Annotated in this window: 19 protein-coding genes; 2 read left to right on the top strand and 17 right to left on the bottom strand. The window is 53.5% G+C overall.

All coding sequences use genetic code 11. The features are described from left to right. Nucleotides 1–21: 21 nt before the first annotated feature. The 17 genes from accA to rpsB all read right to left on the bottom strand — a co-directional run bounded on the left by accA (nt 22) and on the right by rpsB (nt 19657). A complete protein-coding gene (gene accA, locus OGX93_RS14135) occupies nt 22–981 on the bottom strand; it encodes an acetyl-CoA carboxylase carboxyl transferase subunit alpha (RefSeq protein WP_012133972.1) in 960 nt (319 codons plus the stop codon). Between the two features lie 12 nt (nt 982–993). Next, complete coding sequence (gene dnaE, locus OGX93_RS14130; protein WP_024130683.1) at nt 994–4476, bottom strand: DNA polymerase III subunit alpha; 3483 nt, start codon at nt 4474–4476, stop codon at nt 994–996. Between the two features lie 36 nt (nt 4477–4512). Beyond that, nucleotides 4513–5109: a ribonuclease HII gene (gene rnhB / locus OGX93_RS14125; RefSeq protein WP_012133974.1), complete on the bottom strand. Its 597-nt coding sequence runs from the start codon at nt 5107–5109 to the stop codon at nt 4513–4515. After that, nucleotides 5106–6254, bottom strand: coding sequence for a lipid-A-disaccharide synthase (gene lpxB, locus OGX93_RS14120; protein WP_286449852.1), 1149 nt, complete (start codon nt 6252–6254; stop codon nt 5106–5108). Before lpxB ends, rnhB begins: the two co-directional genes overlap by 4 nt. Then, on the bottom strand, nt 6254–7042 hold the full coding sequence (gene lpxA / locus OGX93_RS14115; RefSeq protein WP_024130684.1) for an acyl-ACP--UDP-N-acetylglucosamine O-acyltransferase: 789 nt from the start codon (nt 7040–7042) through the stop codon (nt 6254–6256). Before lpxA ends, lpxB begins: the two co-directional genes overlap by 1 nt. 3 nt (nt 7043–7045) lie before the next feature. Next, the gene (gene fabZ / locus OGX93_RS14110; protein WP_003018528.1) at nt 7046–7501 is read right to left on the bottom strand and encodes a 3-hydroxyacyl-ACP dehydratase FabZ; all 456 of its coding nucleotides are present in this window, start codon (nt 7499–7501) and stop codon (nt 7046–7048) included. Between the two features lie 103 nt (nt 7502–7604). Next, a complete protein-coding gene (lpxD, locus tag OGX93_RS14105) occupies nt 7605–8630 on the bottom strand; it encodes a UDP-3-O-(3-hydroxymyristoyl)glucosamine N-acyltransferase (protein ID WP_286449853.1) in 1026 nt (341 codons plus the stop codon). Between the two features lie 3 nt (nt 8631–8633). Then, nucleotides 8634–9119 carry a molecular chaperone Skp gene (skp, locus tag OGX93_RS14100; RefSeq protein ID WP_024130685.1) on the bottom strand — a complete coding sequence of 162 codons (486 nt, stop codon included), beginning with the start codon at nt 9117–9119 and terminating at the stop codon, nt 8634–8636. 122 nt (nt 9120–9241) lie between these two features. After that, nucleotides 9242–11671, bottom strand: a complete 2430-nt coding sequence (gene bamA / locus OGX93_RS14095; protein WP_071257613.1) for an outer membrane protein assembly factor BamA — start codon at nt 11669–11671, stop codon at nt 9242–9244. Between the two features lie 31 nt (nt 11672–11702). Next, nucleotides 11703–13055, bottom strand: coding sequence for a sigma E protease regulator RseP (gene rseP / locus OGX93_RS14090; RefSeq protein WP_286449854.1), 1353 nt, complete (start codon nt 13053–13055; stop codon nt 11703–11705). Between the two features lie 11 nt (nt 13056–13066). After that, entirely contained in the window at nt 13067–13924 is an 858-nt protein-coding gene (gene cdsA / locus OGX93_RS14085) for a phosphatidate cytidylyltransferase (RefSeq protein ID WP_012133982.1), read from the bottom strand. Nucleotides 13925–13936: 12 nt separating this feature from the next. Beyond that, on the bottom strand, nt 13937–14695 hold the full coding sequence (ispU, locus tag OGX93_RS14080; protein ID WP_024130686.1) for a (2E,6E)-farnesyl-diphosphate-specific ditrans,polycis-undecaprenyl-diphosphate synthase: 759 nt from the start codon (nt 14693–14695) through the stop codon (nt 13937–13939). Between the two features lie 255 nt (nt 14696–14950). After that, nucleotides 14951–16147, bottom strand: a complete 1197-nt coding sequence (gene ispC / locus OGX93_RS14075; protein ID WP_115626370.1) for a 1-deoxy-D-xylulose-5-phosphate reductoisomerase — start codon at nt 16145–16147, stop codon at nt 14951–14953. 95 nt (nt 16148–16242) lie between these two features. Continuing rightward, nucleotides 16243–16800 (bottom strand): ribosome recycling factor, encoded by a 558-nt coding sequence (frr, locus tag OGX93_RS14070; RefSeq protein ID WP_024130687.1) that lies wholly within the window; start codon nt 16798–16800, stop codon nt 16243–16245. A gap of 272 nt (nt 16801–17072) precedes the next feature. Continuing rightward, nucleotides 17073–17798 carry a UMP kinase gene (gene pyrH / locus OGX93_RS14065; RefSeq protein WP_012133987.1) on the bottom strand — a complete coding sequence of 242 codons (726 nt, stop codon included), beginning with the start codon at nt 17796–17798 and terminating at the stop codon, nt 17073–17075. A gap of 147 nt (nt 17799–17945) precedes the next feature. After that, the gene (tsf, locus tag OGX93_RS14060; protein ID WP_024130688.1) at nt 17946–18797 is read right to left on the bottom strand and encodes a translation elongation factor Ts; all 852 of its coding nucleotides are present in this window, start codon (nt 18795–18797) and stop codon (nt 17946–17948) included. Nucleotides 18798–18931: 134 nt separating this feature from the next. Beyond that, nucleotides 18932–19657, bottom strand: coding sequence for a 30S ribosomal protein S2 (gene rpsB, locus OGX93_RS14055; protein WP_012133990.1), 726 nt, complete (start codon nt 19655–19657; stop codon nt 18932–18934). A 324-nt stretch (nt 19658–19981) separates the two neighbouring features. Here rpsB and map point away from each other — a divergent pair, with 324 nt between their 5' ends. Next, nucleotides 19982–20776, top strand: coding sequence for a type I methionyl aminopeptidase (gene map, locus OGX93_RS14050; protein WP_153258118.1), 795 nt, complete (start codon nt 19982–19984; stop codon nt 20774–20776). A 106-nt stretch (nt 20777–20882) separates the two neighbouring features. Then, nucleotides 20883–23555 carry a bifunctional uridylyltransferase/uridylyl-removing protein GlnD gene (gene glnD / locus OGX93_RS14045; RefSeq protein ID WP_012133992.1) on the top strand — a complete coding sequence of 891 codons (2673 nt, stop codon included), beginning with the start codon at nt 20883–20885 and terminating at the stop codon, nt 23553–23555. The last annotated feature ends 9 nt before the right edge of the window (nt 23556–23564 follow it).

Raw genomic sequence — 23564 nt, 5'->3', positions numbered from 1 at the left:
GCCATCAGGCATTGATGATGTTTACGCGTAGCCGTAGCTCATCAGGCGCTGATAACGACGGTTTTTCAAATCGTCTTTGCTCAACACGTCGAGATCGGCGAGATCGGCCAGCAGTTGCGCTTTCAGAGAAGCCGCCATCGCTTCCGGGTTACGGTGCGCGCCACCCAGCGGTTCCTGAATGATAGAATCAATCAGCTTCAGCTCCTTCAGGCGCGGCGCAATAATACCCATCGCTTCGGCAGCCAGCGGCGCTTTGTCCGCGCTTTTCCACAGAATGGACGCACAGCCTTCCGGGGAGATAACGGAATAGGTGCTGTACTGCAACATATTCACTTTATCGCCCACGCCAATCGCCAGCGCGCCGCCGGAACCCCCTTCGCCGATAACGGTACAAATCACCGGTACGCTCAGGCGTGACATTTCACGCAGGTTACGTGCGATCGCTTCAGACTGACCGCGTTCTTCCGCGCCCACGCCAGGGTAAGCGCCAGGGGTGTCGATAAAGGTAATGATCGGCATGTTGAAACGCTCAGCCATTTCCATCAGACGCAGCGCTTTGCGATACCCTTCAGGTGCCGGCATGCCGAAGTTACGACGGATTTTCTCTTTCGTTTCACGGCCTTTCTGATGACCAATAATCATCACTGGACGACCATCCAGACGCGCGATACCGCCGACGATAGCTTTATCATCCGCATAGGCGCGATCGCCCGCCAGTTCGTCAAATTCATCAAACGCCAGGCGAACATAATCCAGGGTGTATGGACGTTGCGGATGGCGCGCCAGTTGAGCAACCTGCCATGCGCCAAGATCGGCAAAGATTTTGCGCGTCAGTTCTACGCTTTTTTCACGCAGACGATGCACTTCTTCATCGATATTAATATCCAGTTTCTCGTCCTGGCGGCTTACCGCTGTCAGAGAATCGATTTTCGCTTCCAGCTCTGCAATCGGCTGTTCAAAATCAAGGAAATTCAGACTCATAGTATTCCTGTATTAGTCAAACTCCAGTTCCACCTGCTCCGAACCAATGAGGCCACGGAGATCGTTTAGCAAACGATCGCTCGGAGAGACACGCCACGTCGCGCCAAAACGCAACCGCGCGCGTGCATCCGCCCTCTGATAGTAGAGATGTACTGGAATTGTCCCCGAGCGGTGGGGTTCCAGAGACTGACGGAGTCGGTTTAAAAGCTGGTCATCAATTTGCCTGTCCGTCAGCGAGATAGCAAGCCCGCGAGCATATTTTTCCCGGGCTTCGTCAATATCCATGACTTCACGGGCCATCATTTTAAGCCCGCCGCTGAAGTCATCAAAGCTGACCTGTCCGCTGACGATAAGTATGCGGTCTTTTTCCAGCAATTGCTGATATTTATCCAGAGCGTCGGTAAACAGCATAACTTCCAGACGTCCAGAGCGGTCATCCAGCGTACAGATGCCGATACGATTGCCGCGCTTGGTGACCATAACCCTTGCAGCAATCACGAGCCCCGCAGCCGTGGTGACTTTACCACGTTCTGTCGGATGCATGTCTTTCAGCCGGTAGCCTCCGACATAGCGCTCAATTTCTTTTAAATACTGATTGATAGGGTGCCCCGTCAGGTAAAGCCCCAACGTTTCACGTTCCCCGTCCAGCACCACCTGTTCCGGCCACGGCTGGCAGCTGGCATAGGATTGTTCAATTTGTTCCGGCTCTTCCGCCAGTACGCCAAACATATCCGCCTGCCCGATCGCTTCCGCTTTGGCATGCTGATCGGCGGCTTTCAGCGCGTCGCCCAGCGAGTTCATCAGCGCGGCGCGGTGCGGCCCAAGGCGGTCAAACGCCCCGGACATAATCAGTTTTTCCAGTACCCGGCGGTTGAGCTTTTTCGTGTCCGTACGAGCGCATAAATCAAACAGTTCGCGGAAGTAACCGTCTTTATTGCGCGCCTCGATGATAGCTTCAATCGGGCCTTCACCCACGCCTTTGATCGCACCGATGCCGTAAACAATTTCGCCGTCGTCGTTAACGTGGAAGTGATACAGTCCTGAGTTGATATCCGGCGGCAGGATTTTAAGCCCCATGCGCCAGCATTCATCCACCAGACCGACCACTTTTTCGGTGTTGTCCATATCGGCGGTCATTACCGCCGCCATAAACTCTGCCGGGTAGTGCGCTTTCAGCCATAGCGTCTGGTAAGACACCAGCGCATAGGCGGCGGAGTGCGATTTGTTAAACCCGTACCCGGCGAACTTTTCCACCAGGTCGAAGATTTTTATCGCCAGTTCGCCGTCGATGCCGTTCTTTCTGGCGCCCTCTTCAAAGACGGAACGCTGTTTCGCCATCTCTTCCGGCTTTTTCTTACCCATCGCACGACGCAGCATGTCCGCGCCGCCAAGGGTATAACCGGAAAGCACCTGGGCAATCTGCATAACCTGTTCCTGGTACAGGATGATGCCGTAGGTCGGCTCCAGTACGGGTTTCAGGCTTTCATGCTGCCATTGCACGTCTGGATAGGAAATCTCTTCACGGCCATGCTTACGGTCGATGAAGTTATCCACCATGCCCGACTGCAACGGGCCGGGGCGGAACAACGCCACCAGCGCGATCATATCTTCGAAGCAGTCAGGTTGCAGACGCTTAATCAGATCTTTCATGCCACGGGATTCAAGCTGGAAGACCGCCGTGGTTTCCGAGCGTTGCAGCATGTCGAAGCTTTTCTTGTCATCCAGCGGGATTGCCGCGATATCCAACGGCGGTTCGCCATTCTTCTCGCGGCGGGCGTTGATCATCTCCAGCGCCCAGTTAATGATGGTGAGCGTGCGCAGCCCCAGGAAGTCGAATTTGACCAGCCCGGCGTATTCCACGTCGTTTTTATCAAACTGCGTTACCGGGTGCTGACCGGCCTCATCACAGTACAGCGGCGCAAAATCGGTGATTTTGGTCGGCGCGATAACCACGCCACCGGCGTGCTTACCGGCGTTACGCGTGACGCCTTCCAGCTTGCGCGCCATATCGATCAGCGCTTTAACTTCCTCATCCGCCTCGTAAATTTCCGGCAGTTGCGGTTCCGCCTCAAACGCTTTCGCCAGCGTCATGCCCGGGTCAGGCGGCACCAGTTTCGAGATACGATCCACGAAACCATATGGGTGCCCCAGCACGCGCCCCACATCGCGGATAACCGCTTTCGCCGCCATCGTACCGAAGGTAATAATCTGAGATACCGCATCGCGGCCGTACATATCCGCTACGTGTTCGATAACCTGGTCGCGTTTCTCCATACAGAAGTCAACGTCGAAGTCAGGCATGGAGACACGTTCCGGGTTAAGGAAACGTTCGAACAGCAGGTCGAATTCCAGCGGATCAAGGTCGGTAATTTTCAGCGCATAGGCCACCAGCGACCCCGCACCGGAACCGCGCCCCGGCCCTACCGGTACGCCGTTATCTTTCGACCACTGGATAAACTCCATCACGATGAGGAAGTAGCCTGGGAACCCCATCTGGTTAATAACCTGAAGTTCAATGTCCAGACGTTCGTCATAGGGGGGACGCTTCTCTTTACGCACCGCTTCGTCAGGGAACAAGAATTCGAGACGTTCTTCCAGACCCTCTTTCGATTTCTTGACCAGGAAGTCTTCGGTGGTCATATCACCCGTCGGAAACTGCGGCAGGAAGTATTCTCCCAGACGGACGGTCACGTTACAGCGTTTGGCAATCTCAACGCTGTTTTCCAGCGCTTCCGGGATGTCGGAGAACAGCTCGCACATCTCGTCTTCGCTACGCATATATTGCTGTGGCGAATAGTTACGCGGGCGTTTAGGATCGTCGAGCGTAAAACCATCGTGAATAGCCACGCGGATTTCGTGCGCGTCAAAGTCCTCGCTGTTAATAAAGCGGACATCATTCGTTGCGACAACCGGCAAGCCACGCGTTTCCGCCAGCTCAACCGCCGCATGCAGATACGTTTCCTCATCCTGCCGACCCGTGCGGATCAGCTCCAGATAGTAGCGGTCGGAGAAATGTTCTTCATAGAAGGCGACGCATTCGTCCACCAGCGCACTGTTGCCGCGCAACAAACTGCGGCCCACATCGCCCATCCGGCCACCGGAAAGCAAAATCAGACCGTCTTTTAATTCAGTCAGCCATTCCCTGTCGATCACCGGCCCTTCTGCGCCGTAGCCACGCTGATAGGCTTTTGAGATCAACAGAGTAAGATTCTGATAGCCCGTATTATTTGCCGCCAGCACGGTCAACTGGCAGAGTTCATCTCCCAGCGGGGTGCCGCGAACATGGAAATCAGCGCCGACAATGGGCTTAATCCCTGCGCCGTGGCCCGTTCCGTAGAACTTCACCAGACCGCAAAGGTTGGTAAAGTCGGTGATCGCCAGCGCAGGCATGCCTAACGCGGCCGCCTTTTTTACCAGCGGCCCGGTTTTCGCCAGCCCATCGATCATGGAGTAGTCGCTGTGCACCCGCAGGTGGACGAAACGTGGTTCAGACATCTTCAGATTCCCGTTTACTTAATCTCGACACAAGAATCAGGACGCAAGTCCCAGGGCGCGTTTGACAGGAGCAAAACTACGTCGATGATGCTCCGTCGCACCATGTTCAGCAAGCGCCGCCAGATGAAAAGCGGTCGGATACCCTTTGTGCTGGGCAAAACCATACTGTGGGAAAATACCGTCCAGCGCCGCCATTTCGGCATCGCGCGTCACTTTCGCAATAATAGATGCCGCGCTGATCTCGGCCACACGGCTGTCGCCTTTCACCACCGCCATAGAGGGCACGGGCAGTGCCGGACAGCGGTTGCCGTCAATCAGCACATATTCCGGCGCAATATGCAAACCGGCAACGGCGCGCTGCATCGCCAGCATCGTGGCGTGCAAAATATTTAGCTCATCAATTTCATGAGGTTCCGCGCGTCCCAGACTCCAGCTTAACGCTTTTTCTTTGATTTCATCATACAGCGCCAGACGGCGCTTTTCTGAGAGCTTCTTGGAATCATTGAGACCCACGATTGGGCGAGCCGGATCGAGGATCACAGCGGCCGTCACCACCGCGCCGACCAGCGGGCCGCGTCCAACTTCATCCACACCCGCGACCAACTGCGTATGCGGATAAACAAATTCGATCATTGTGCTAACTCCAGGACAGCGTCCGCCGCTTGCTCATCGGCATTGCAACGGATTTGCTGGTGCAACTCGCGGAAGGTGTCATGCATCGCATGGCTGGTTTTGCCATTCGCCAGCAGCGGCAGCAAGGCCTCTGCAAGCGCATGCGGCTCACACTCTTCCTGCAACAGCTCTTTGACTAATTCTCTTCCCGCCAGCAGATTAGGCAGCGAAACATAATCGGTCTTTACCAGGCGCTTCGCCAGCCAGAAGGTAAAGGGTTTCATCCGATACCCCACCACCATCGGGCATTTCGCCAGCATACACTCCAGCGCCGCCGTACCAGACGCCAGCAATGCGGCGTCGCTGGCCACCATCGCTTCACGTCCCATTCCGTCGAGCAGATGCACGGAAAGCTCCGGCGCAACCTCAGCTTTAATGCGCTCAAACTGCTCGCGGCGTTTGGCGTTCACCAGCGGTACGACAACTTCAAGGTCAGGATAGGTCTGACGCAGCAGCTGCGCGGTTCTCAGGAAATCCGCGCTGAGCATCTCCACTTCCGCGCCACGGCTACCGGGCAGTAGCGCCAGGCAGTGTGCATCATGCGAGATTCCCAGCACATCACGCGCGGCGTTTTTATCCGGGTCCAGCGGCATAGCGTCCGCCATCGTATGCCCGATAAAACGGCATGGCACGTTAAACTTGTCGTAAAACGCTTTTTCGAAAGGCAGAAAAGCCAGCACCATATTGGTGGATCTGCCTATTTTGAAAACGCGTTTCTGTCGCCACGCCCAGACGGACGGACTGACATAATGGATGGTTTTTATGCCCTGCTTTTTCAGGTTGCCTTCAAGGGTGATATTGAAGTCCGGCGCATCAATGCCGACAAAAACATCCGGCTGAAGCTCGGTAAAGCGGCGGGTCAAATCGGCACGAATATGCAATAAGCGACGCAGGCGACCAAGCACTTCAACAATGCCCATTACCGCCAGCTCCTCCATCTCATACCAGGCTTCGCAGCCCTCAGCCTGCATACGCGGCCCCGCCACGCCGACGAAACGCGCGTTGGGCACACGCGTCTTCAGCGCGCGAATTAAGCCTGCACCAAGAATATCGCCGGAGGTTTCTCCGGCGACCAGGGCTATCGTTAAGGGACGCTGTTCCGCCATTAACGAATCAGACCGCGCGTTGAGCGGGCAAAGAAATCGCTAAAGAGTTGCACTTCCGGGTACTGCTTCGCCAGTTCGGCAATTTCCGGTTTAGCTTCATCCAGCGTTTTGCCGCTGCGGTACAACGCTTTGTAAGCGTTGCGGATCGCGGTGATCGCTTCGCGGGTGAAACCGCGACGCTTCAGCCCTTCGATGTTGACGCCAAACGGCGTCGCGTGATTGCCCTGAGCAATAACGTACGGCGGAACGTCCTGGGCAACGCCAGAACAGCCGCCAACCATCACATGCGCGCCAATGGTGCAGAACTGGTGCACTGCGGTCATGCCGCCGATGATGACAAAATCATCCAGCGAAACGTGGCCCGCAAGCGTAGCGTTATTGGCCAGAATACAGCGGTTGCCTACTGTACAATCGTGCGCCACATGGGCATTGATCATCAGTAAGTTATCGCTGCCCACCTTCGTCAACCCACCACCCTGCACTGTGCCACGATGAATGGTGACGCTTTCGCGAATGCGGTTACGATCGCCAATTTCCACACGGGTCGGTTCGCCAGCATATTTCAGATCCTGGTTTACTTCACCGATGGAGGCGAACTGATAAATCTCGTTATCGCGACCAATTTTTGTATGGCCATTCACGACAACGTGAGACTTCAGTACGGTACCCTCACCAATTTCGACATGGGGTCCAACAATACAAAAAGGACCAATATGAACATTAGCGCCAATACAGGCGCCGTCTTCCACAATGGCAGTTGGATGAATAAAGGCGGATTTATCAATCACGTATCAGGCCTCCCGGCTACGAGCACACATCATGGTTGCTTCGCACACAACTTTGCCATCGACCAGAGCAACCCCTTTAAAGCGGGTCAGGCCACGGCGCGTTTTCTCGAAAGTCACTTCCATGATCATCTGATCGCCAGGCACGACAGGACGCTTAAAGCGCGCTTCGTCAATACCCGCGAAGTAATACAGTTCACCCGGCTCCAGTTTTCCAACGCTTTTAAACGCCAGAATCCCTGTTGCCTGCGCCATCGCTTCCAGAATCAGCACACCCGGAAAAATCGGTTTACCCGGGAAATGGCCCTGGAAGAAAGGCTCATTTACGGAGACATTCTTCACTGCGCGCAGAAAACGACCTTCTTCAAAGTCCAGCACACGGTCAACCAGCAAAAACGGAAAACGGTGCGGCAGAAGTTCTAAAATCTCTTCAATATGCAGAGTATGAGTGTTAGTAGTCAAAATACTCTTCCTGTCCAAATATACTAAAAGGCAATAATAACACGGCCTGCCGCAATCATATGAATGTGACAGGCCGTAAAAGGATGGCACTACAGGTGGAACGCTAGCCTTGTTGATTAACCTTGCGCTCAATCGCTTTGAGACGCTTGCTCATATCATCAATGTTCATCACCAGTGCAGCGGTTTTACGCCATACTTTGTTAGGCTGCAACGGAATGCCTGAAGAATAGACGCCAGGCTCAGTGATAGGACGCATGACCATCCCCATACCCGTCACCGTGACTTTATCGCATATTTCCATATGCCCGTTAATCACGCTGGCCCCGCCAATCATGCAGTAACGGCCAATCTTCAGGCTGCCCGCCATAATGACGCCACCGGCAACCGCCGTATTGTCGCCAATCACAACGTTATGTGCAATCTGGCACTGGTTATCAATGATAACGCCGTTGCCGATCACAGTGTCATCCAGCGCGCCACGGTCAATCGTCGTACAGGCGCCGATCTCAACACGATCGCCAATAATGACGCGACCAAGCTGCGGGATCTTCACCCAGTTACCCCGATCGTTAGCGTAACCAAAACCGTCTGCGCCGACGACAGTGCTCGACTGGATCAGGCAATTCTCACCGATCTGAATGTCGTGGTAAATCGTTACATTCGCCCACAGACGCGAACCTGCACCGATTTTTGTGTTTTTCCCGACGAAGCAACCTGCGCCGATAATCACGTTATCGCCCAGTTCTACGCCAGACTCAATTACCGCATTCGCGCCAACTGAAACATTGTTACCCAGCGTCGCTGTCGCATCGATCGCTGCACTCGGTGCAATATTCTGCGCAGGCTGCGGCGTGGTATCTAAAATTTGCGCCATTCGCGCATACGTCAGGTAGGGGTTCTTCACTACCAGCGCAGCACTCTTAGCAAAAGGAAGATCGTCCTGCGTCATGACAACGGCAGAAGCCTGGCATACGCCTAAGTGTTCACGGTATTTAGGATTCACCATGAACGTGATGTGGCCTGTTTGCGCAGATTGCATGGACGCAACGCCGGTGATGACGATATCGCCATCACCGTGTAATTCTGCATCCAACTGCTCTGCTAAATCAGCCAGTCGAATTGAAGGCATTACTTATTTAACCTGTTTCAGTACGTCAGCAGTGATGTCTTTCACGTCGCTGCTGTTATAAGCAACGGTGTTGGCATCAACGACCAGATCGATGCTCTGGCTGTTAGCAACGGATTTCACAGCAGTCTGGATACGGGTAACCAGTTTGCCACGTTCTTCGTTGGAACGACGCGCGCGATCCTGTTCAAAAGCCTGGGCTTTCTGAGAGAAAGTCTGGCGTTGAGCCATCACGTCTTTTTCCAGCTTAGTACGTTCGCTACCTGCTTTCATGGACTGCAAACGCTGCATTTTAGATTGCAGATCGGTTTCCATACGCTGCAATTCGCTGGCACGGCCTTTGAACTCGTTTTCCAGCGTGTTAGAAACACCCGTCTTCTGTGCGACCTGTTGGAACAGGCTACCCATATTAACGATCGCAATTTTGTCAGCAGCCTGTGCGGACGTTACCATCGCTAAACCGAGACCTGCAGCTAATAACCACTTTTTCACAATAAACTCCTTACCATCCCATTTGTGCCCGCAGGCACAGTTCTTTGCGTGGCCAGGCGATCTCAGACGAGATCGCCAAAAGTCATCGCTACACTACCATTACATTCCTTTGCACAGAACAATTACCAGGTCTTACCAATGTTAAACTGGAACTGTTCCGATTTGTCTCCATCGTACTTTTTGAACGGCTGGGCGTAGGAGAAGACCAACGGCCCCAATGGGGACATCCATTGTAATGCGATACCAGCAGACATACGGATATTACTCGGATCGCTGTAGTCCGGGTAACCGGCATACGCGTTCGAATCCCAGTTCGTATCCCAGACAGTACCTACGTCCCAGAAGAAGGAGGTACGAACCGAGTTAGCGTACTTGTCGCTAATAAACGGCGTCGGGGTGATGAATTCGAGGCTGGCGACAGCCATAGCGTTACCGCCTACTGCGTCATCAGACTTACATGGCGCAGTTTCAGTGCTCTTACAATCGTTATCGTAGTCGTCATCGCCGTCATGACGGCTGCTCGCCGGGTAGTACACCGCTTTTGGACCGATAGTATTGGACTGGAAGCCACGCACGGTGCTTGAGCCACCGGCATAGAAGTTCTCATAGAACGGCATCTCTTTGCCGCCAATACCGTCACCATAACCCCAACGAGTACGACCCAGAACCACCCATTTGTGATCGTCATCGATCGGCACATAGGTCGCGGTATCCAGCGTCGCTTTGTAGTATTCGTTATCAGAGCCCGGGATGGTCACTTTACCATTCAGGTTGACACGCGTACCTTCCGTCGGGAAGAAGCCACGGTCCAGCTTGTTATAAGTCCAACCGTAGTTGAAGGTGAAGTCGTTAGCGCTGAATGAGTTGCGGTCATTCGTATCGGACGGATATTCACCCATCGAGTTCAGGTAACGCCACATGGCAACCTGCGGCTGCATGTTGGACAGGGAGTTATGTACATAACCTAAACCTGCACGCAGCGTGTTGTACTCGTTAATCGGGAAGCCCAGCGTAACGTCCGTACCATAACTTTTGTTGGTATAGTCGGACAGGTCCGCATCATCTGCCTGGAAGTCATTATAGAAGATACGGCCGCCGAGGCTGACGCCATCAACGGTGAAGTATGGGTTAGTGACAGACAGTTCAGTATAGGTCTGGTAGTCGTTTTTGGTTCCGTTAATACCCACGGAATAACCCGTACCTAACCAGTTGTCCTGCTGAACGCCCGCCTGGAAGCTCACGCCGCTTTCTGTGCCGTAACCAATACCGAAGTTAAAGCTACCGGTGTTACGCTCTTTCACTTTATAGACGACGTCAACCTGGTCCGGGCTGCCCGGAACGCGCTGCGTGTCGGTATCGACGGTTTCGAAGTAACCCAGACGGTTCAGACGCTCTTTACCCTGATCGACCAGATCGCTGCCTAACCATGCCCCTTCCATCTGGCGCATTTCGCGGCGCAGGACGGAATCTTTCGAGGTGTCGTTGCCTTCAAAACGGATCTTACGCACGTAGAAACGGTTACCCGCATCAACGTTCACACGTAATTTAACGGTTTTGTCGGCATCGTTGATTTCAGGCTGCGACTGCACGCGCGGGTAGGCATAGCCATAACGACCAAGAAGTTTCTTGATGTCGTCTTCCATTTTGGTCACTTTGGTGCCGTTATAGAGTTCACCTGGTTCGATCTTCGTCAGGTTCTCAATCTCGGCGGAGTGTCCAGCCAGGTTACCGCTCACCTGCACACCGGAAAGCTTGTACTGATCGCCTTCGGTGATATTAACGGTGATGTAGATGCCTTTCTTATCCGGCGTCAGGCTGACCTGCGTCGAATCGATGTTGAAACGGGCATAACCGCGATCCAGATAGTAGCTGCGCAGCGTCTCAAGGTCGCCAGCCAGTTTCTGTTTCTGGTATTTACGATCGCCCACGACGTTCCACCACGGCACTTCGTCGCGCAGTTGGAAGTGAGAAATGAGTTCGTCAGTGCTGAAGGCATGGTTGCCGACGATATTGATCTGTTGGATCTTCGCCGATACACCCTCCTGGAACACCAGTTTGAGGTCCACACGGTTACGCGGCAACGGCGTGACGACCGCTTTTACGCTGGCGCTGTATTTACCAACGCTGTAGTAGAAGTCTTCCAGTCCTTTTTCGATATCAGAGAGCGTGGTGCGATCCAGTGATTCGCCAACACGCACGCCAGACGCCTCAAGGTTCTGCTTCAGCATGTCATCTTTCACCGATTTGTTACCGGAGAAAGTGATACTGGCAATCGTCGGACGTTCTTTTACCTGAACCAGAAGCGTATCACCATCGCGCAGGACGCGGACATCCTCGAAGTTGCCAGTGGCGAACAGAGCACGAATGGTATTACTGATATCTTCATCATTAACCGTGTCGCCTGTGCGCACCGGCATACTGAGGAGGGCCGCACCAACGGCGACTCGCTGTAGGCCTTCGAAATGAATGTCCTTCACCACGAACCCTTCAGCACCGTATACGGTGGCGCTGCTAAACAGCAGCGACGCTATGAGCAACTTTTTCATCGCCATCGTTATTATGCGTTCTTCCTAACTAACTCTCTTACAACCGAGAGAAATCATTGAAAAGTGCAAGCCCCATTAACAACACCAGCAAAATCGCGCCAATGCGGTAACTAAAGTCTTGAACCCGCTCGGATACCGGCCCGCCCTTCAGCTTTTCAATCGCCAGGAACAGCAGATGCCCCCCGTCAAGAACGGGCAGCGGAAACAGGTTGATTATCCCTAAGTTCACGCTGATAAGCGCAAGAAACATCAGGTAATAAATGCCCCCAAATTCCGCTGACATCCCAGCCCCCTGAGCGATAGAAATCGGCCCACTGAGGTTGTTCAGTTTCACATCACCGGTTATCAATTTTCCCAGCATACTGACCGTCAGCTTCATCAACTGCCACGTCTTGTCCGTGGCTTCGAGGATGGCGCTGAATGGCCCATACTGGCGTACAGTCTTGTACTCATCCGGCAGAGGAATAATTTTAGGCACAACACCCGCAAAACCTTCTGCCTTTCCGTTAACCGGCTTTGTATCCGGGATTAACGTCAAAGACAAGGAACTCCCCTGCCTTTCAATTTCCAGCGCTAACGGCTTATCTGGATTGTTGCGCACAAGCGTCACAAACGTCATCCATTGCGTTAACGACTGACCATCGACTTTAACGATCCTGTCGCCTGCTTGCAAACCCGCCTTACTTGCAGCGAAGTTCGCCTGCACTTCTGACAGCACCGGTTCGATCTGTGGACCACGCGGCCGAATCCCTAAAGAAGATACAGGATCTTCTTTGTCTGGCTCAAATGCCCAGTGGCGCAAATCTAACGTTTTATCCTGGCGCTGATTACTGCCGAACGGCGCCACGCTGATTGTCGTACGCTCATCGCCGATTTTGGACACCAGCTGTAAGCGCACCGCATCCCAATCAGGGGTTTCGATGCCATCAATGGCTTTAAGTTCCGTACCAGGAAGAATTTGCGCCTGGGCGGCAATCGAGTTGGGTGTTATTTCACCAACCACCGGACGAACGCCAGGGACGCCGATGATAAAAACCAGCCAGTAGGCAAAAATAGCGAAAAGAAAATTTGCAATCGGACCTGCGGCGATAATCGCCGCCCGCTGTCCCACGGTTTTATTGTTGAAAGCGTGGTGGCGCAGTTCCGGCACAACCGGCTCAGCGCGCTCATCCAGCATTTTGACGTAACCGCCGAGGGGAATCATGGCGATCACATATTCCGTACCGTATCGATCGGTACGCCGCCAAAGCGCTTTCCCAAAACCGATAGAAAAGCGCTCGACACGAACACCGCAGCGCCGGGCAACCCAGAAATGACCAAATTCATGCACGGTGATAAGCACACCCAGTGCGACGATGAATGCAGCCAGATTCCAGAGAATACTCAGCATAAAACCTTCCGTTAGAGTGTCCTGAATACCAGTAACAACAGGCAAGCAAAGACCGGTACTGCCGCCGTCAGGCTATCAATACGATCCAGAATACCACCATGCCCTGGGATCAAGTGACCACTATCCTTAATTCCTGCTTCACGCTTAAACATGCTCTCAGTCAGATCGCCCAGCACTGACGCCAGGGCCGCGATGACAGAACAAATCAGTAAGGTTGAAGGCGCAACATCCAGATTCGCCCACATGCCGTAACCCCATGAAATCACGGCGGCAGTCGCGAGTCCGCCAATAAAGCCCTGCCAGGTTTTACCAGGAGAAACCTTTGGCGCAAGTTTATGTTTGCCGAACAGTTTGCCAAACATATATGCCCCGGAGTCTGCCCCCCAGACGAGGATCATGACATAGAGCAGCCATATGGCGCCACTGTAATGATTCTCATCATAGTGCCAGGCGCGCAGCGCCAGCATTCCCCAAAAAAAAGGAATGATGGTTAACACCCCGAAAATTACGCGTAATGTCTTTGAATTACGCCAGATCGCCGCCGAACCGGGATAAAATAACACCAGTAATAATGCAACGACCCACCAGCCCAACGACGCCCAAAGCGAAACCTCAACAAGCGGTTGATGAATGTTGCGGTGATATTCAGGCAGCAAAAACAGCATCAGCGCCAGCAATAACCCGCACAGCACCGCCAGCCAGACCCGCTGAGTACGCGTGGTAAAACCGCTTAACTGTCCCCATTCCCAGGCGGCCAGCATACAAACGACCAGCGTGACAATGGCGAACCCCACCGGCGGGAGTAAAAAAAGCGCCGCGATGACAACGGGTATTAAAACAAAAGCAGAAATCAGGCGATACTTCAGCAAAAGCGACCCCCATCAGGCTTTTTCATCACCGGGCTCGGTGCCGCCGAAACGACGCTCTCGATTAGCAAAGGCATGCAGCGCCCCTTCAAAGTCTTGTTCATCGAAATCGGGCCAAAGAACATCAGTAAAGTAAAGTTCGGCATAGGCAATTTGCCAAAGCAAAAAGTTACTAATGCGATGCTCTCCCCCAGTCCTAATTACTAAATCTACAGGAGCCAGTTCATGCATACAGATTTTCTGGTTTAGCATCTCTTCGTCAATCTGATCAGGGCGCAGCAGTCCTTCCTGCACCTGTTCTGCCAGTTGCCTGACTCCCTGGACAATATCCCAACGTCCGCCATAATTCGCCGCGATATTCAGCGTCAGCCCGGTATTCTGGGCGGTAAGCGCTTCAGACTTGCGAATACGGTCTTGCAAACGCGAGTTAAATCGACTGGTGTCGCCAATAATGCGCAGGCGAACGTTATGGCGATGCAGGCTTTTTACTTCGCTATCCAGCGCCCACACGAACAGCTCCATTAACGCACTCACTTCCTGCGCTGGTCGGTTCCAGTTCTCACTGCTAAAGGCATACAGCGTTAACGCATCAATACCGTTGTTGGCAGCGAAAGATACGGCCCGACGGACGGATTTTGCTCCGGCCTTATGCCCAAAGGCGCGAATCTTCCCTTGCTTTTTCGCCCAGCGGCCATTGCCATCCATAATGATTGCTACATGGCGACAGCCATGTGCTGGCAAATTTTCGCTTAGTGGTTGAGTTGCAGACAACATAACGCGTTTTTAGTCCCTGAAAGGATTTAACGGTACTCAGGAATACTGAAGCCTTTTGCGCTTCATCCTTCAGGCTGCCTCTTCGTTGGCTATGAATGATGCAACCTGAATGATTTTGTGCATCCACAAAAAAGCCGTGTCAAACCACGGCTTACCTGACCGCATAAAGCCAAATATCTGCGATCGGGTGGCGCAGACTATATCACTGAAGCCCAACGCTAACAAATAGCACGATCCTGTGTAGAGGGATTATCATCAGCTTGCGAGTCGCATCACCTGTTTTCTGGCGACGTCACGCGCGACGGCATCAACCCTGAGAACGTCGTCAACGCTTCCCGGTTCCTGCAAATCCATTTTCTCCAGCACAGATAAATTGAGCTCAGCAATATCTGTAAAGCGAATCTCTTCAGCCAGAAATGCGGCGACGGTGATTTCATTCGCCGCATTCAGCGCGGTTGTCGCGGCCTGACCTTGCTCAAACGCGTCCATCGCCAGTTTCAGGCACGGATAGCGCTGATAATCCGGCGCAGAGAACGTCAACGCACTGAGCTTGCAAAAATCGAGCGGCTTCACGCCAGAGTTCACGCGATTCGGCCACGCCATCGTATGCGCGATTGGCGTACGCATATCCGGCTCCCCCAGTTGCGCCAGAACGCTGCCGTCCTGATAACGCACCATTGAGTGAATAACCGACTGCGGGTGAATCAACACGTCCATCTGGCTTGCGCTGGCGTTAAACAACCAACGCGCTTCAATGTATTCCAGACCTTTATTCATCATGGTGGCGGAATCGACGGAAATTTTTCGTCCCATAGACCAGTTCGGATGACGACATGCCTGATCGGGCGTCATGGTCGCCAGATCGCACAATGGCGTTTCACGAAAAGGGCCACCAGACCCGGTAAGCAAAATCGACATCACGCCATTTTGCTCCAGCTCAGCGTATCCCAGATCGTTTTGAATAGGTTGGGGCATACTCTGAAAAATCGCGTTATGTTCGCTATCTACCGGTAAAAGCCGGGCTTTACTGCGTTTCACCTCGTCCATAAACAGACGCCCGCAGGTAATCAGCGACTCTTTATTGGCAAGCAGGATGGTTTTACCGGCGCGAATCGCCGCAAGCGTAGGCAGCAGACCTGCCGCGCCCACGATAGCCGCCATCACCTGATCGACCTCATCCAGCGCAGCCATATCGCAGGCGGCCTGTTGTCCGCTCAGGACGTCAGTGCGGCTTCCATGTTCCAGAAGCGCAGTTTTCAGCCGTTGAGCGCTCTGTTCATCGTCCATCACCGCATAACGCGGCGAAAACTCCAGGCACTGCTCTACCATACGGGTGACATTTTTACCCGCAACCAGCGCGACAACACGGAAGCTTTCAGGATTATGGCGCACCACATCCAGCGTGCTGCAACCAATAGAGCCGGTCGAGCCCAGAATGGTTAGTTGCTTCATGAAACGTCCAGAAGAATTGAGACAGGATAGAAAGCAAAACGCCGCCCGGAAGACCCGTCAGGGTCAACCAGCGGCGTTTTAGTCGTACAGGAAAATCAGAACTGCATCAGTTCCGCTTCTTTTTCCGTCAGCGCCGCATCAACTTTCTTGATGGCAGCGTCAGTCAGTTTCTGTACTTCGTCCTGAGAACGGCGATCGTCATCTTCGCTGATCTCTTTATCTTTCAGCAGCGCTTTTACTTTGTCGTTCGCATCACGGCGTACGTTACGCACGGCAACACGCGCCTGCTCTGCTTCGCCACGAACGATTTTGGTCAGGTCTTTACGACGTTCTTCAGTCAGCGGCGGCAGCGGAACACGGATATCGCTACCCGCAGAACTCGGGTTCAGGCCGAGGTCAGAAGCCATAATCGCTTTCTCAACCGCCGGGCTCATGGAGCGATCGAACACGTTGATTTTCAGCGTGCGGGAGTCTTCTACCGTTACGCTCGCCAGCTGACGCAGCGGAGTCGGCGTGCCGTAATATTCCACGACAATGCCATCCAGCAGGCTGGGAGAAGCACGACCCGTGCGAATTTTGCTGATTTGGTTTTTAAACGCTTCAACGCATTTTTCCATGCGTACTTCAGCATCTTTTCTGATATCGCTAATCACGTTACGAATCCTTGAAAACTAGTCTCAGTCGACCAGACAATCACACAATACACTTCATCCTTCAGGCTGCCTCTGCGTTGGCTGCGAACGTTCTTCCCTGTCACGTACCAGTGTACGGGCCTCGGGATTCATGCTCTTGCCGCCGTGATGCAGCATGAATGATTTCGTGTATACAGAGTATGCTCAGTATAGTCTCGTTTAATTCATGCCACAGGATATATAAATCCTGCCGGGTAAAGGCGAATCTTACCCGGAATTGGCCATCACGGGAATTATTCCGTGATTAAAGTCCCTTCTTTTTCGCCCATCACGACGCGACGCAGCGCGCCCGGCTTGTTCATATTGAAAACACGAATTGGCAATTTGTGGTCACGAGCCAGCGTGAACGCGGCCAGATCCATCACTTTCAGCTCTTTATCCAGCACTTCGCCGTAGGTGAGTTGCTCATACATCGTGGCGGACGGATCTTTGGCCGGGTCCGCAGTAAATACGCCATCGACTTTCGTGGCTTTCAGCACCACATCCGCTTCAATTTCGATACCGCGCAGGCAAGCCGCAGAGTCGGTGGTGAAGAAGGGGTTGCCGGTGCCCGCAGACAGGATAACCACACGGTTATTACGCAGCAGACTAATGGCTTCTGCCCAGCTGTAGTTGTCACACACGCCATTCAGCGGAATAGCGGACATCAGGCGGGCGTTCACATAGGCGCGGTGGAGCGCATCGCGCATCGCCAGACCGTTCATCACGGTGGCCAGCATGCCCATGTGGTCGCCCACAACGCGGTTCATACCCGCTTTCGCCAGACCAGCACCACGGAACAGGTTACCGCCACCAATCACCACACCAACCTGAATGCCCAGTTCCACCAGTTCTTTGATTTCCTGAGCCATACGATCCAGTATGCTTGCATCAATACCGAAGCCTTCCGAACCCTGCAGAGCTTCGCCACTCAATTTAAGCAGAATACGTTTATAGACGGGTTTTGCATTGGTAGCCATGTTTCTTTCCTGAGACTGTCAACGATTGAGATGAGTTAATTCCGGCGACATTGTATGTCGCTTTTCAGCGCAGCCACTATAGGGGTTGGCTGAATTTACAAGATGGACGCAAAAAGAAGCCGCCCTCAGGCGGCTCCTTTTCGACAATTAAGACTGCTTGGACATCGCAGCAACTTCTGCTGCAAAGTCAGTCTCAACTTTCTCGATGCCTTCGCCCACTTCAAAGCGGATGAAACCAGTTACGTCGGCGTTGTGCTCTTTCAGCAGCTGACCAACAGATTTGCTCGGTTCCATAACGAAAGGCTGACCGGTCAGAGAAACTTCACCGGTGAATTTCTTCATGCGGCCTTCAACCATTTTCTCTGCGATTTCTTTCGGCTTACCAGACTGCATCGCGATGTCCAGCTGTACCTGGTATTCTTTCTCTACCACTTCAGCAGACACGTCTTCCGGCTTAACGAACTCAGGCTTGCTTGCAGCAACGTGCATTGCCAGCTGTTTAACCAGCTCTTCGTCAGCGCCTTTAGCCGCAACCAGAACACCGATGCGCGCACCGTGCTGGTAAGAACCCAGAACGTCGCCTTCCAGGGAAGCAACACGGCGAATGTTGATGTTTTCACCGATTTTTGCCACCAGAGCAACGCGCTCTTCTTCGAACTGTGCTTTCAGCACGTCAACGTCAGTGATTTTGCCAGCAACAGCGGCGTCCAGCACTTTGTCAGCAAATGCCTGGAAACCAGCATCTTTAGCAACGAAGTCAGTCTGGCAGTTAACTTCCAGAATGATGCCGTAGTTGCCGTCGATTTTGGTTTTGATCACGCCGTCAGCAGCAACGTTGCCTGCTTTTTTTGCTGCTTTGATCGCACCGGATTTACGCATGTTTTCGATTGCCAGCTCGATGTCGCCATTCGCTTCAGTCAGTGCTTTTTTGCAATCCATCATGCCTGCGCCAGTACGCTCACGCAGCTCTTTTACCAGGGATGCGGTAATTTCAGCCATTCTAAAATCCTCGGAAGATTTGATCTGCCCGGCATCAAACCGCACAGATTTAAAAGTGAAAAAGGGGCCTAAAGGGCCCCTAACCAAACGTGATACTACCTGGTTTATAAGGGGGCTCGAACGAGCGTGCCTTATTATTCAGCTTCTACGAAGCTTTCTTCCGCCTGAGAAGCCAGATCCTGAGAACGGCCTTCACGAACGGTTGCAGCTACAGCGCCCAGGTACAGGCTAACAGCACGGATTGCGTCGTCGTTACCCGGGATAACGAAGTCAACACCGTCCGGATCAGAGTTGGTATCAACGATAGCAAATACCGGGATACCCAGGTTGTTTGCTTCTTTGATAGCAATGTGCTCGTGGTCAGCATCGATAACGAACAGTGCGTCCGGCAGGCCGCCCATGTCTTTGATACCGCCCAGGCTGTTTTCCAGTTTCTCAAGCTCACGAGTGCGCATCAGCGCTTCTTTTTTGGTCAGCTTTTCGAAAGTACCGTCCTGAGACTGAGTTTCCAGGTCTTTCAGACGTTTGATGGACTGACGAACGGTTTTCCAGTTAGTCAGCATACCGCCCAGCCAGCGATGGTTCACGAAGAACTGGTCGCAGCTGTTAGCAGCGTCTTTCACCGCTTCGCTTGCAGCACGTTTAGTACCAACGAAAAGGATTTTACCTTTGCGAGAAGCAATCTTGTTCAGTTCAGCCAGCGCTTCGTTGAACATCGGTACAGTTTTCTCAAGGTTGATGATGTGAACTTTGTTACGCGCACCGAAGATGAACGGCTTCATTTTCGGGTTCCAGTAACGGGTCTGGTGACCGAAGTGAACACCAGCCTTGAGCATGTCGCGCATGGAAACAGTTGCCATGATTAAAACCTCTATATATAAAAGTTGGGGTTATGCCTCCACGTATCCCATATTACCGACCCCAAAGGGCACCCCGGAATATGTGCCGATACGTGTGTGTTGTTACACAAAGTGAGATTTGTCGCTTCAGTCCATCTTGTGTAGTCTTCGAATGGAACGGAAGTCCGGCGCGCTTTATACCACAAATACGCCGCAGACACCAATAATTGTTGGCTCGATGTGCTGTTAATGATTCTCAATTTGGCAGGCTACGCTTTGGACTGATACCATTGACAGCACTTACACAATTATTGTCGAAATAATCGACACCGATGGACAGAATTCATGGCTATCTCAATCAAGACCCCTGAAGAAATCGAAAAAATGCGCGTCGCTGGCCGCCTGGCCGCTGAAGTGCTGGAGATGATCGAACCGTATATCAAACCGGGCGTCAGCACCGGGGAACTGGATCGCATCTGCAACGACTACATCGTCAATGAACAACACGCGATCTCCGCTTGCCTCGGCTACCACGGTTATCCGAAATCCGTTTGTATCTCCATTAATGAAGTGGTGTGCCACGGTATCCCGGACGACGGAAAATTGCTGAAAGACGGCGATATCGTCAATATCGACGTAACCGTAATTAAAGATGAATACCACGGCGATACGTCGAAAATGTTTATCGTCGGCAAACCGACGATTCTGGGCGAGCGCCTGTGCCGTGTAACCCAGGAAAGCCTGTATCTGGCGCTGCGAATGGTCAAGCCGGGCATCCGTCTGCGCACGCTGGGCGCGGCCATTCAGAAATACGCGGAAGGCGAAGGCTTCTCTGTCGTTCGCGAATATTGCGGTCACGGGATTGGTCGCGGCTTCCATGAAGAACCGCAGGTTCTGCACTACGATGCGGACGACGGCGGCGTGGTTCTGCAACCGGGAATGACGTTCACCGTTGAACCGATGCTGAACGCCGGTGATTACCGCATCCGCACCATGAAAGACGGCTGGACGGTAAAAACCAAAGACAGAAGCTTGTCTGCACAGTACGAGCATACTATTGTGGTAACCGAAAACGGCTGTGAAATTCTGACGTTACGCAAGGATGACACCATCCCGGCGATTACCACGCACGACGCATAAACTTTTGCCTGATGGCGCTACCGCTTATCAGGCCTACAATCAGCGTTTACCCGTAGGCCGGATAAGGCGTTAACGCCGCATCCGGCTTTTTAATGGGTGGCGCATAATGAATACTCTTCCTGAACAGCACGCGAATACGGCTCTCCCCACCCTACCCGGCCAACCGCAAAATCCGGGAGCCTGGTCGCGTGACGAGCTTACCGTCAGCGGAATTAAAGCCCACATTGATATTTTCCAGCAGTGGCTGGGAGACGCTTTTGACAGCGGGATTTCCGCAGAGCAATTGATTGAAGCCCGCACCGAATTTATCGACCAGTTGTTGCAACGACTGTGGATCGATGCCGGATTCGGGCAAATTGCCGATCTGGCCCTGGTGGCCGTCGGCGGCTATGGCCGGGGCGAGCTGCATCCGCTTTCCGACATTGACCTGCTCATCCTGAGCCGTAAAAAGCTGCCCGACGCTCAGGCGCAAAAAGTCGGGGAACTGCTGACCTTGCTGTGGGATGTGAAGCTGGAAGTCGGGCATAGCGTGCGCACACTGGAAGAGTGTCTGCTGGAAGGGCTGTCAGACTTAACCGTCGCCACCAATCTGATTGAAACACGTCTGCTGATCGGCGACGTGGCGCTTTTTCTGGAGCTGCAAAAGCATATTTTCAGTGAAGGTTTCTGGCCGTCGGAGAAATTTTTCGCTGCCAAAGTCGAAGAGCAAAACCAGCGCCACCAGCGCTATCACGGCACCAGCTATAACCTTGAACCCGATATTAAAAGCAGCCCCGGCGGCCTGCGTGATATCCACACCCTGCAATGGGTGGCCCGCCGCCACTTCGGCGCAACGTCTCTCAATGAGATGGTCGGCTTCGGCTTCTTAACCCAGGCAGAACGCGCCGAGCTAAACGAATGCCTGCATATTTTGTGGCGCATTCGCTTCGCGTTGCACCTGGTGGTCAGCCGTTACGACAACCGCCTGCTGTTCGACAGGCAGCTCAGCGTTGCCCAGCGGCTCAACTACACTGGCGAAGGCAACGAGCCGGTTGAGCACATGATGAAAGACTATTTCCGGGTCACGCGTCGGGTGAGCGAACTGAACCAGATGCTATTGCAGCTGTTTGATGAAGCAATCCTCGCCCTACCCGCCGATGAAAAACCTCGCCCGATTGATGACGATTTTCAACTGCGCGGCACGCTGATCGACCTGCGCGATGACGATCTGTTTATCCGTTCGCCGGAAGCGATCCTGCGGATGTTTTATATGATGGTGCGCAATAGCACCATCACTGGCATCTATTCCACCACGCTGCGCCATCTGCGCCATGCCCGCCGCCACCTGACCCAGCCGCTGTGCTACATCCCGGAAGCGCGCTCTCTGTTTCTCAGTATGCTGCGTCATCCGGGCGCCGTCAGCCGCGGTTTGCTGCCAATGCATCGCCACAGCGTGCTTTGGGCTTACATGCCGCAATGGTCGCATATCGTCGGCCAAATGCAGTTCGACCTGTTCCATGCCTACACGGTGGATGAGCACACCATTCGCGTGATGCTGAAGCTGGAAAGTTTCGCCAAAGAAGAGACCCGCCAGCGCCATCCGCTGTGCGTCGATCTCTGGCCGCGCCTGCGGCAACCGGAACTGATCCTGATCGCGGCGCTGTTCCATGATATTGCCAAAGGGCGCGGCGGCGACCACTCGGTACTCGGCGCGCAGGACGTGCTCAAATTTGCCGAACTGCACGGCCTGAACTCACGCGAAACGCAACTGGTCGCCTGGCTGGTACGCCAGCACCTGCTGATGTCGGTTACCGCCCAGCGGCGCGATATCCAGGACCCTGAGGTCATCAAACAGTTCGCCGAAGAGGTGCAAACGGAACACCGCCTGCGTTTCCTGGTATGCCTGACGGTCGCTGACATTTGCGCCACTAACGAAACGCTGTGGAACAGCTGGAAGCAAAGCCTGTTGCGCGAACTGTACTTCGCCACCGAAAAACAGCTACGTCGCGGCATGCAAAACACGCCGGATATGCGCGAACGCGTGCGCCATCATCAGCTTCAGGCGCTGGCGCTGCTGCGAATGGACAATATAAACGAAGAGGCGCTGCATCAAATCTGGACACGCTGCCGCGCTAACTATTTCGTGCGCCATAGTCCGAATCAGCTGGCCTGGCATGCGCGTCATCTGTTACAGCACGATCTGACCCGACCGCTGATTCTGGTCAGCCCGCAGGCCACGCGCGGCGGAACGGAGATCTTCATCTGGAGTCCTGATCGCCCTTATCTGTTTGCCGCCGTTTGCGCAGAGCTGGACAGGCGCAATCTGAGCGTTCATGACGCGCAAATCTTCACCACCCGCGACGGCATGGCGATGGATACCTTTATTGTGCTGGAGCCGGACGGCAGCCCTCTCTCCGCCGACCGTCACGAAGCCATCCGTTTTGGACTGGAGCAGGCAATTACCCAGAGCAGCTGGCAGCCTCCGCAGCCGCGTCGCCAGCCGGCCAAACTGCGCCACTTTACCGTCGATACCGAGGTCACTTTTCTGCCTACTCACACCGACAGAAAATCGTTCCTTGAACTTATCGCTCTCGATCAGCCGGGCCTGCTGGCGCGGGTCGGGCAAATTTTTGCCGATCTGGGAATTTCGCTTCATGGCGCCCGAATTACAACCATTGGCGAGCGAGTAGAAGATTTATTCATAATCGCGACAGCCGACCGGCGTGCCCTTAATAATGAGCTACAGCAGGAAGTGCATCAACGGTTGACAGCGGCCCTCAATCCAAACGATAAAGGGTAGTGTGTTTAT

Origin of the sequence: Citrobacter sp. CK195 (assembly GCF_030333365.1) — a bacterium.
Lineage (GTDB): Bacteria > Pseudomonadota > Gammaproteobacteria > Enterobacterales > Enterobacteriaceae > Citrobacter_B > Citrobacter_B koseri.
This window is presented reverse-complemented; position numbering and strand designations above follow the sequence as displayed.

What these genes read in the sequence shown, in the direction of transcription:
- rnhB (WP_012133974.1), bottom strand. Translation starts at nt 5,109, where the DNA reads ATGATCGAATTTGTTTATCCGCATACGCAGTTGGTCGCGGGTGTGGAT.
- map (WP_153258118.1), top strand. Translation starts at nt 19,982, where the DNA reads ATGGCTATCTCAATCAAGACCCCTGAAGAAATCGAAAAAATGCGCGTC.
- tsf (WP_024130688.1), bottom strand. Translation starts at nt 18,797, where the DNA reads ATGGCTGAAATTACCGCATCCCTGGTAAAAGAGCTGCGTGAGCGTACT.
- rpsB (WP_012133990.1), bottom strand. Translation starts at nt 19,657, where the DNA reads ATGGCAACTGTTTCCATGCGCGACATGCTCAAGGCTGGTGTTCACTTC.
- bamA (WP_071257613.1), bottom strand. Translation starts at nt 11,671, where the DNA reads ATGGCGATGAAAAAGTTGCTCATAGCGTCGCTGCTGTTTAGCAGCGCC.
- ispU (WP_024130686.1), bottom strand. Translation starts at nt 14,695, where the DNA reads ATGTTGTCTGCAACTCAACCACTAAGCGAAAATTTGCCAGCACATGGC.
- glnD (WP_012133992.1), top strand. Translation starts at nt 20,883, where the DNA reads ATGAATACTCTTCCTGAACAGCACGCGAATACGGCTCTCCCCACCCTA.
- dnaE (WP_024130683.1), bottom strand. Translation starts at nt 4,476, where the DNA reads ATGTCTGAACCACGTTTCGTCCACCTGCGGGTGCACAGCGACTACTCC.
- lpxD (WP_286449853.1), bottom strand. Translation starts at nt 8,630, where the DNA reads ATGCCTTCAATTCGACTGGCTGATTTAGCAGAGCAGTTGGATGCAGAA.
- rseP (WP_286449854.1), bottom strand. Translation starts at nt 13,055, where the DNA reads ATGCTGAGTATTCTCTGGAATCTGGCTGCATTCATCGTCGCACTGGGT.
- accA (WP_012133972.1), bottom strand. Translation starts at nt 981, where the DNA reads ATGAGTCTGAATTTCCTTGATTTTGAACAGCCGATTGCAGAGCTGGAA.
- pyrH (WP_012133987.1), bottom strand. Translation starts at nt 17,798, where the DNA reads ATGGCTACCAATGCAAAACCCGTCTATAAACGTATTCTGCTTAAATTG.
- ispC (WP_115626370.1), bottom strand. Translation starts at nt 16,147, where the DNA reads ATGAAGCAACTAACCATTCTGGGCTCGACCGGCTCTATTGGTTGCAGC.
- lpxB (WP_286449852.1), bottom strand. Translation starts at nt 6,254, where the DNA reads ATGGCGGAACAGCGTCCCTTAACGATAGCCCTGGTCGCCGGAGAAACC.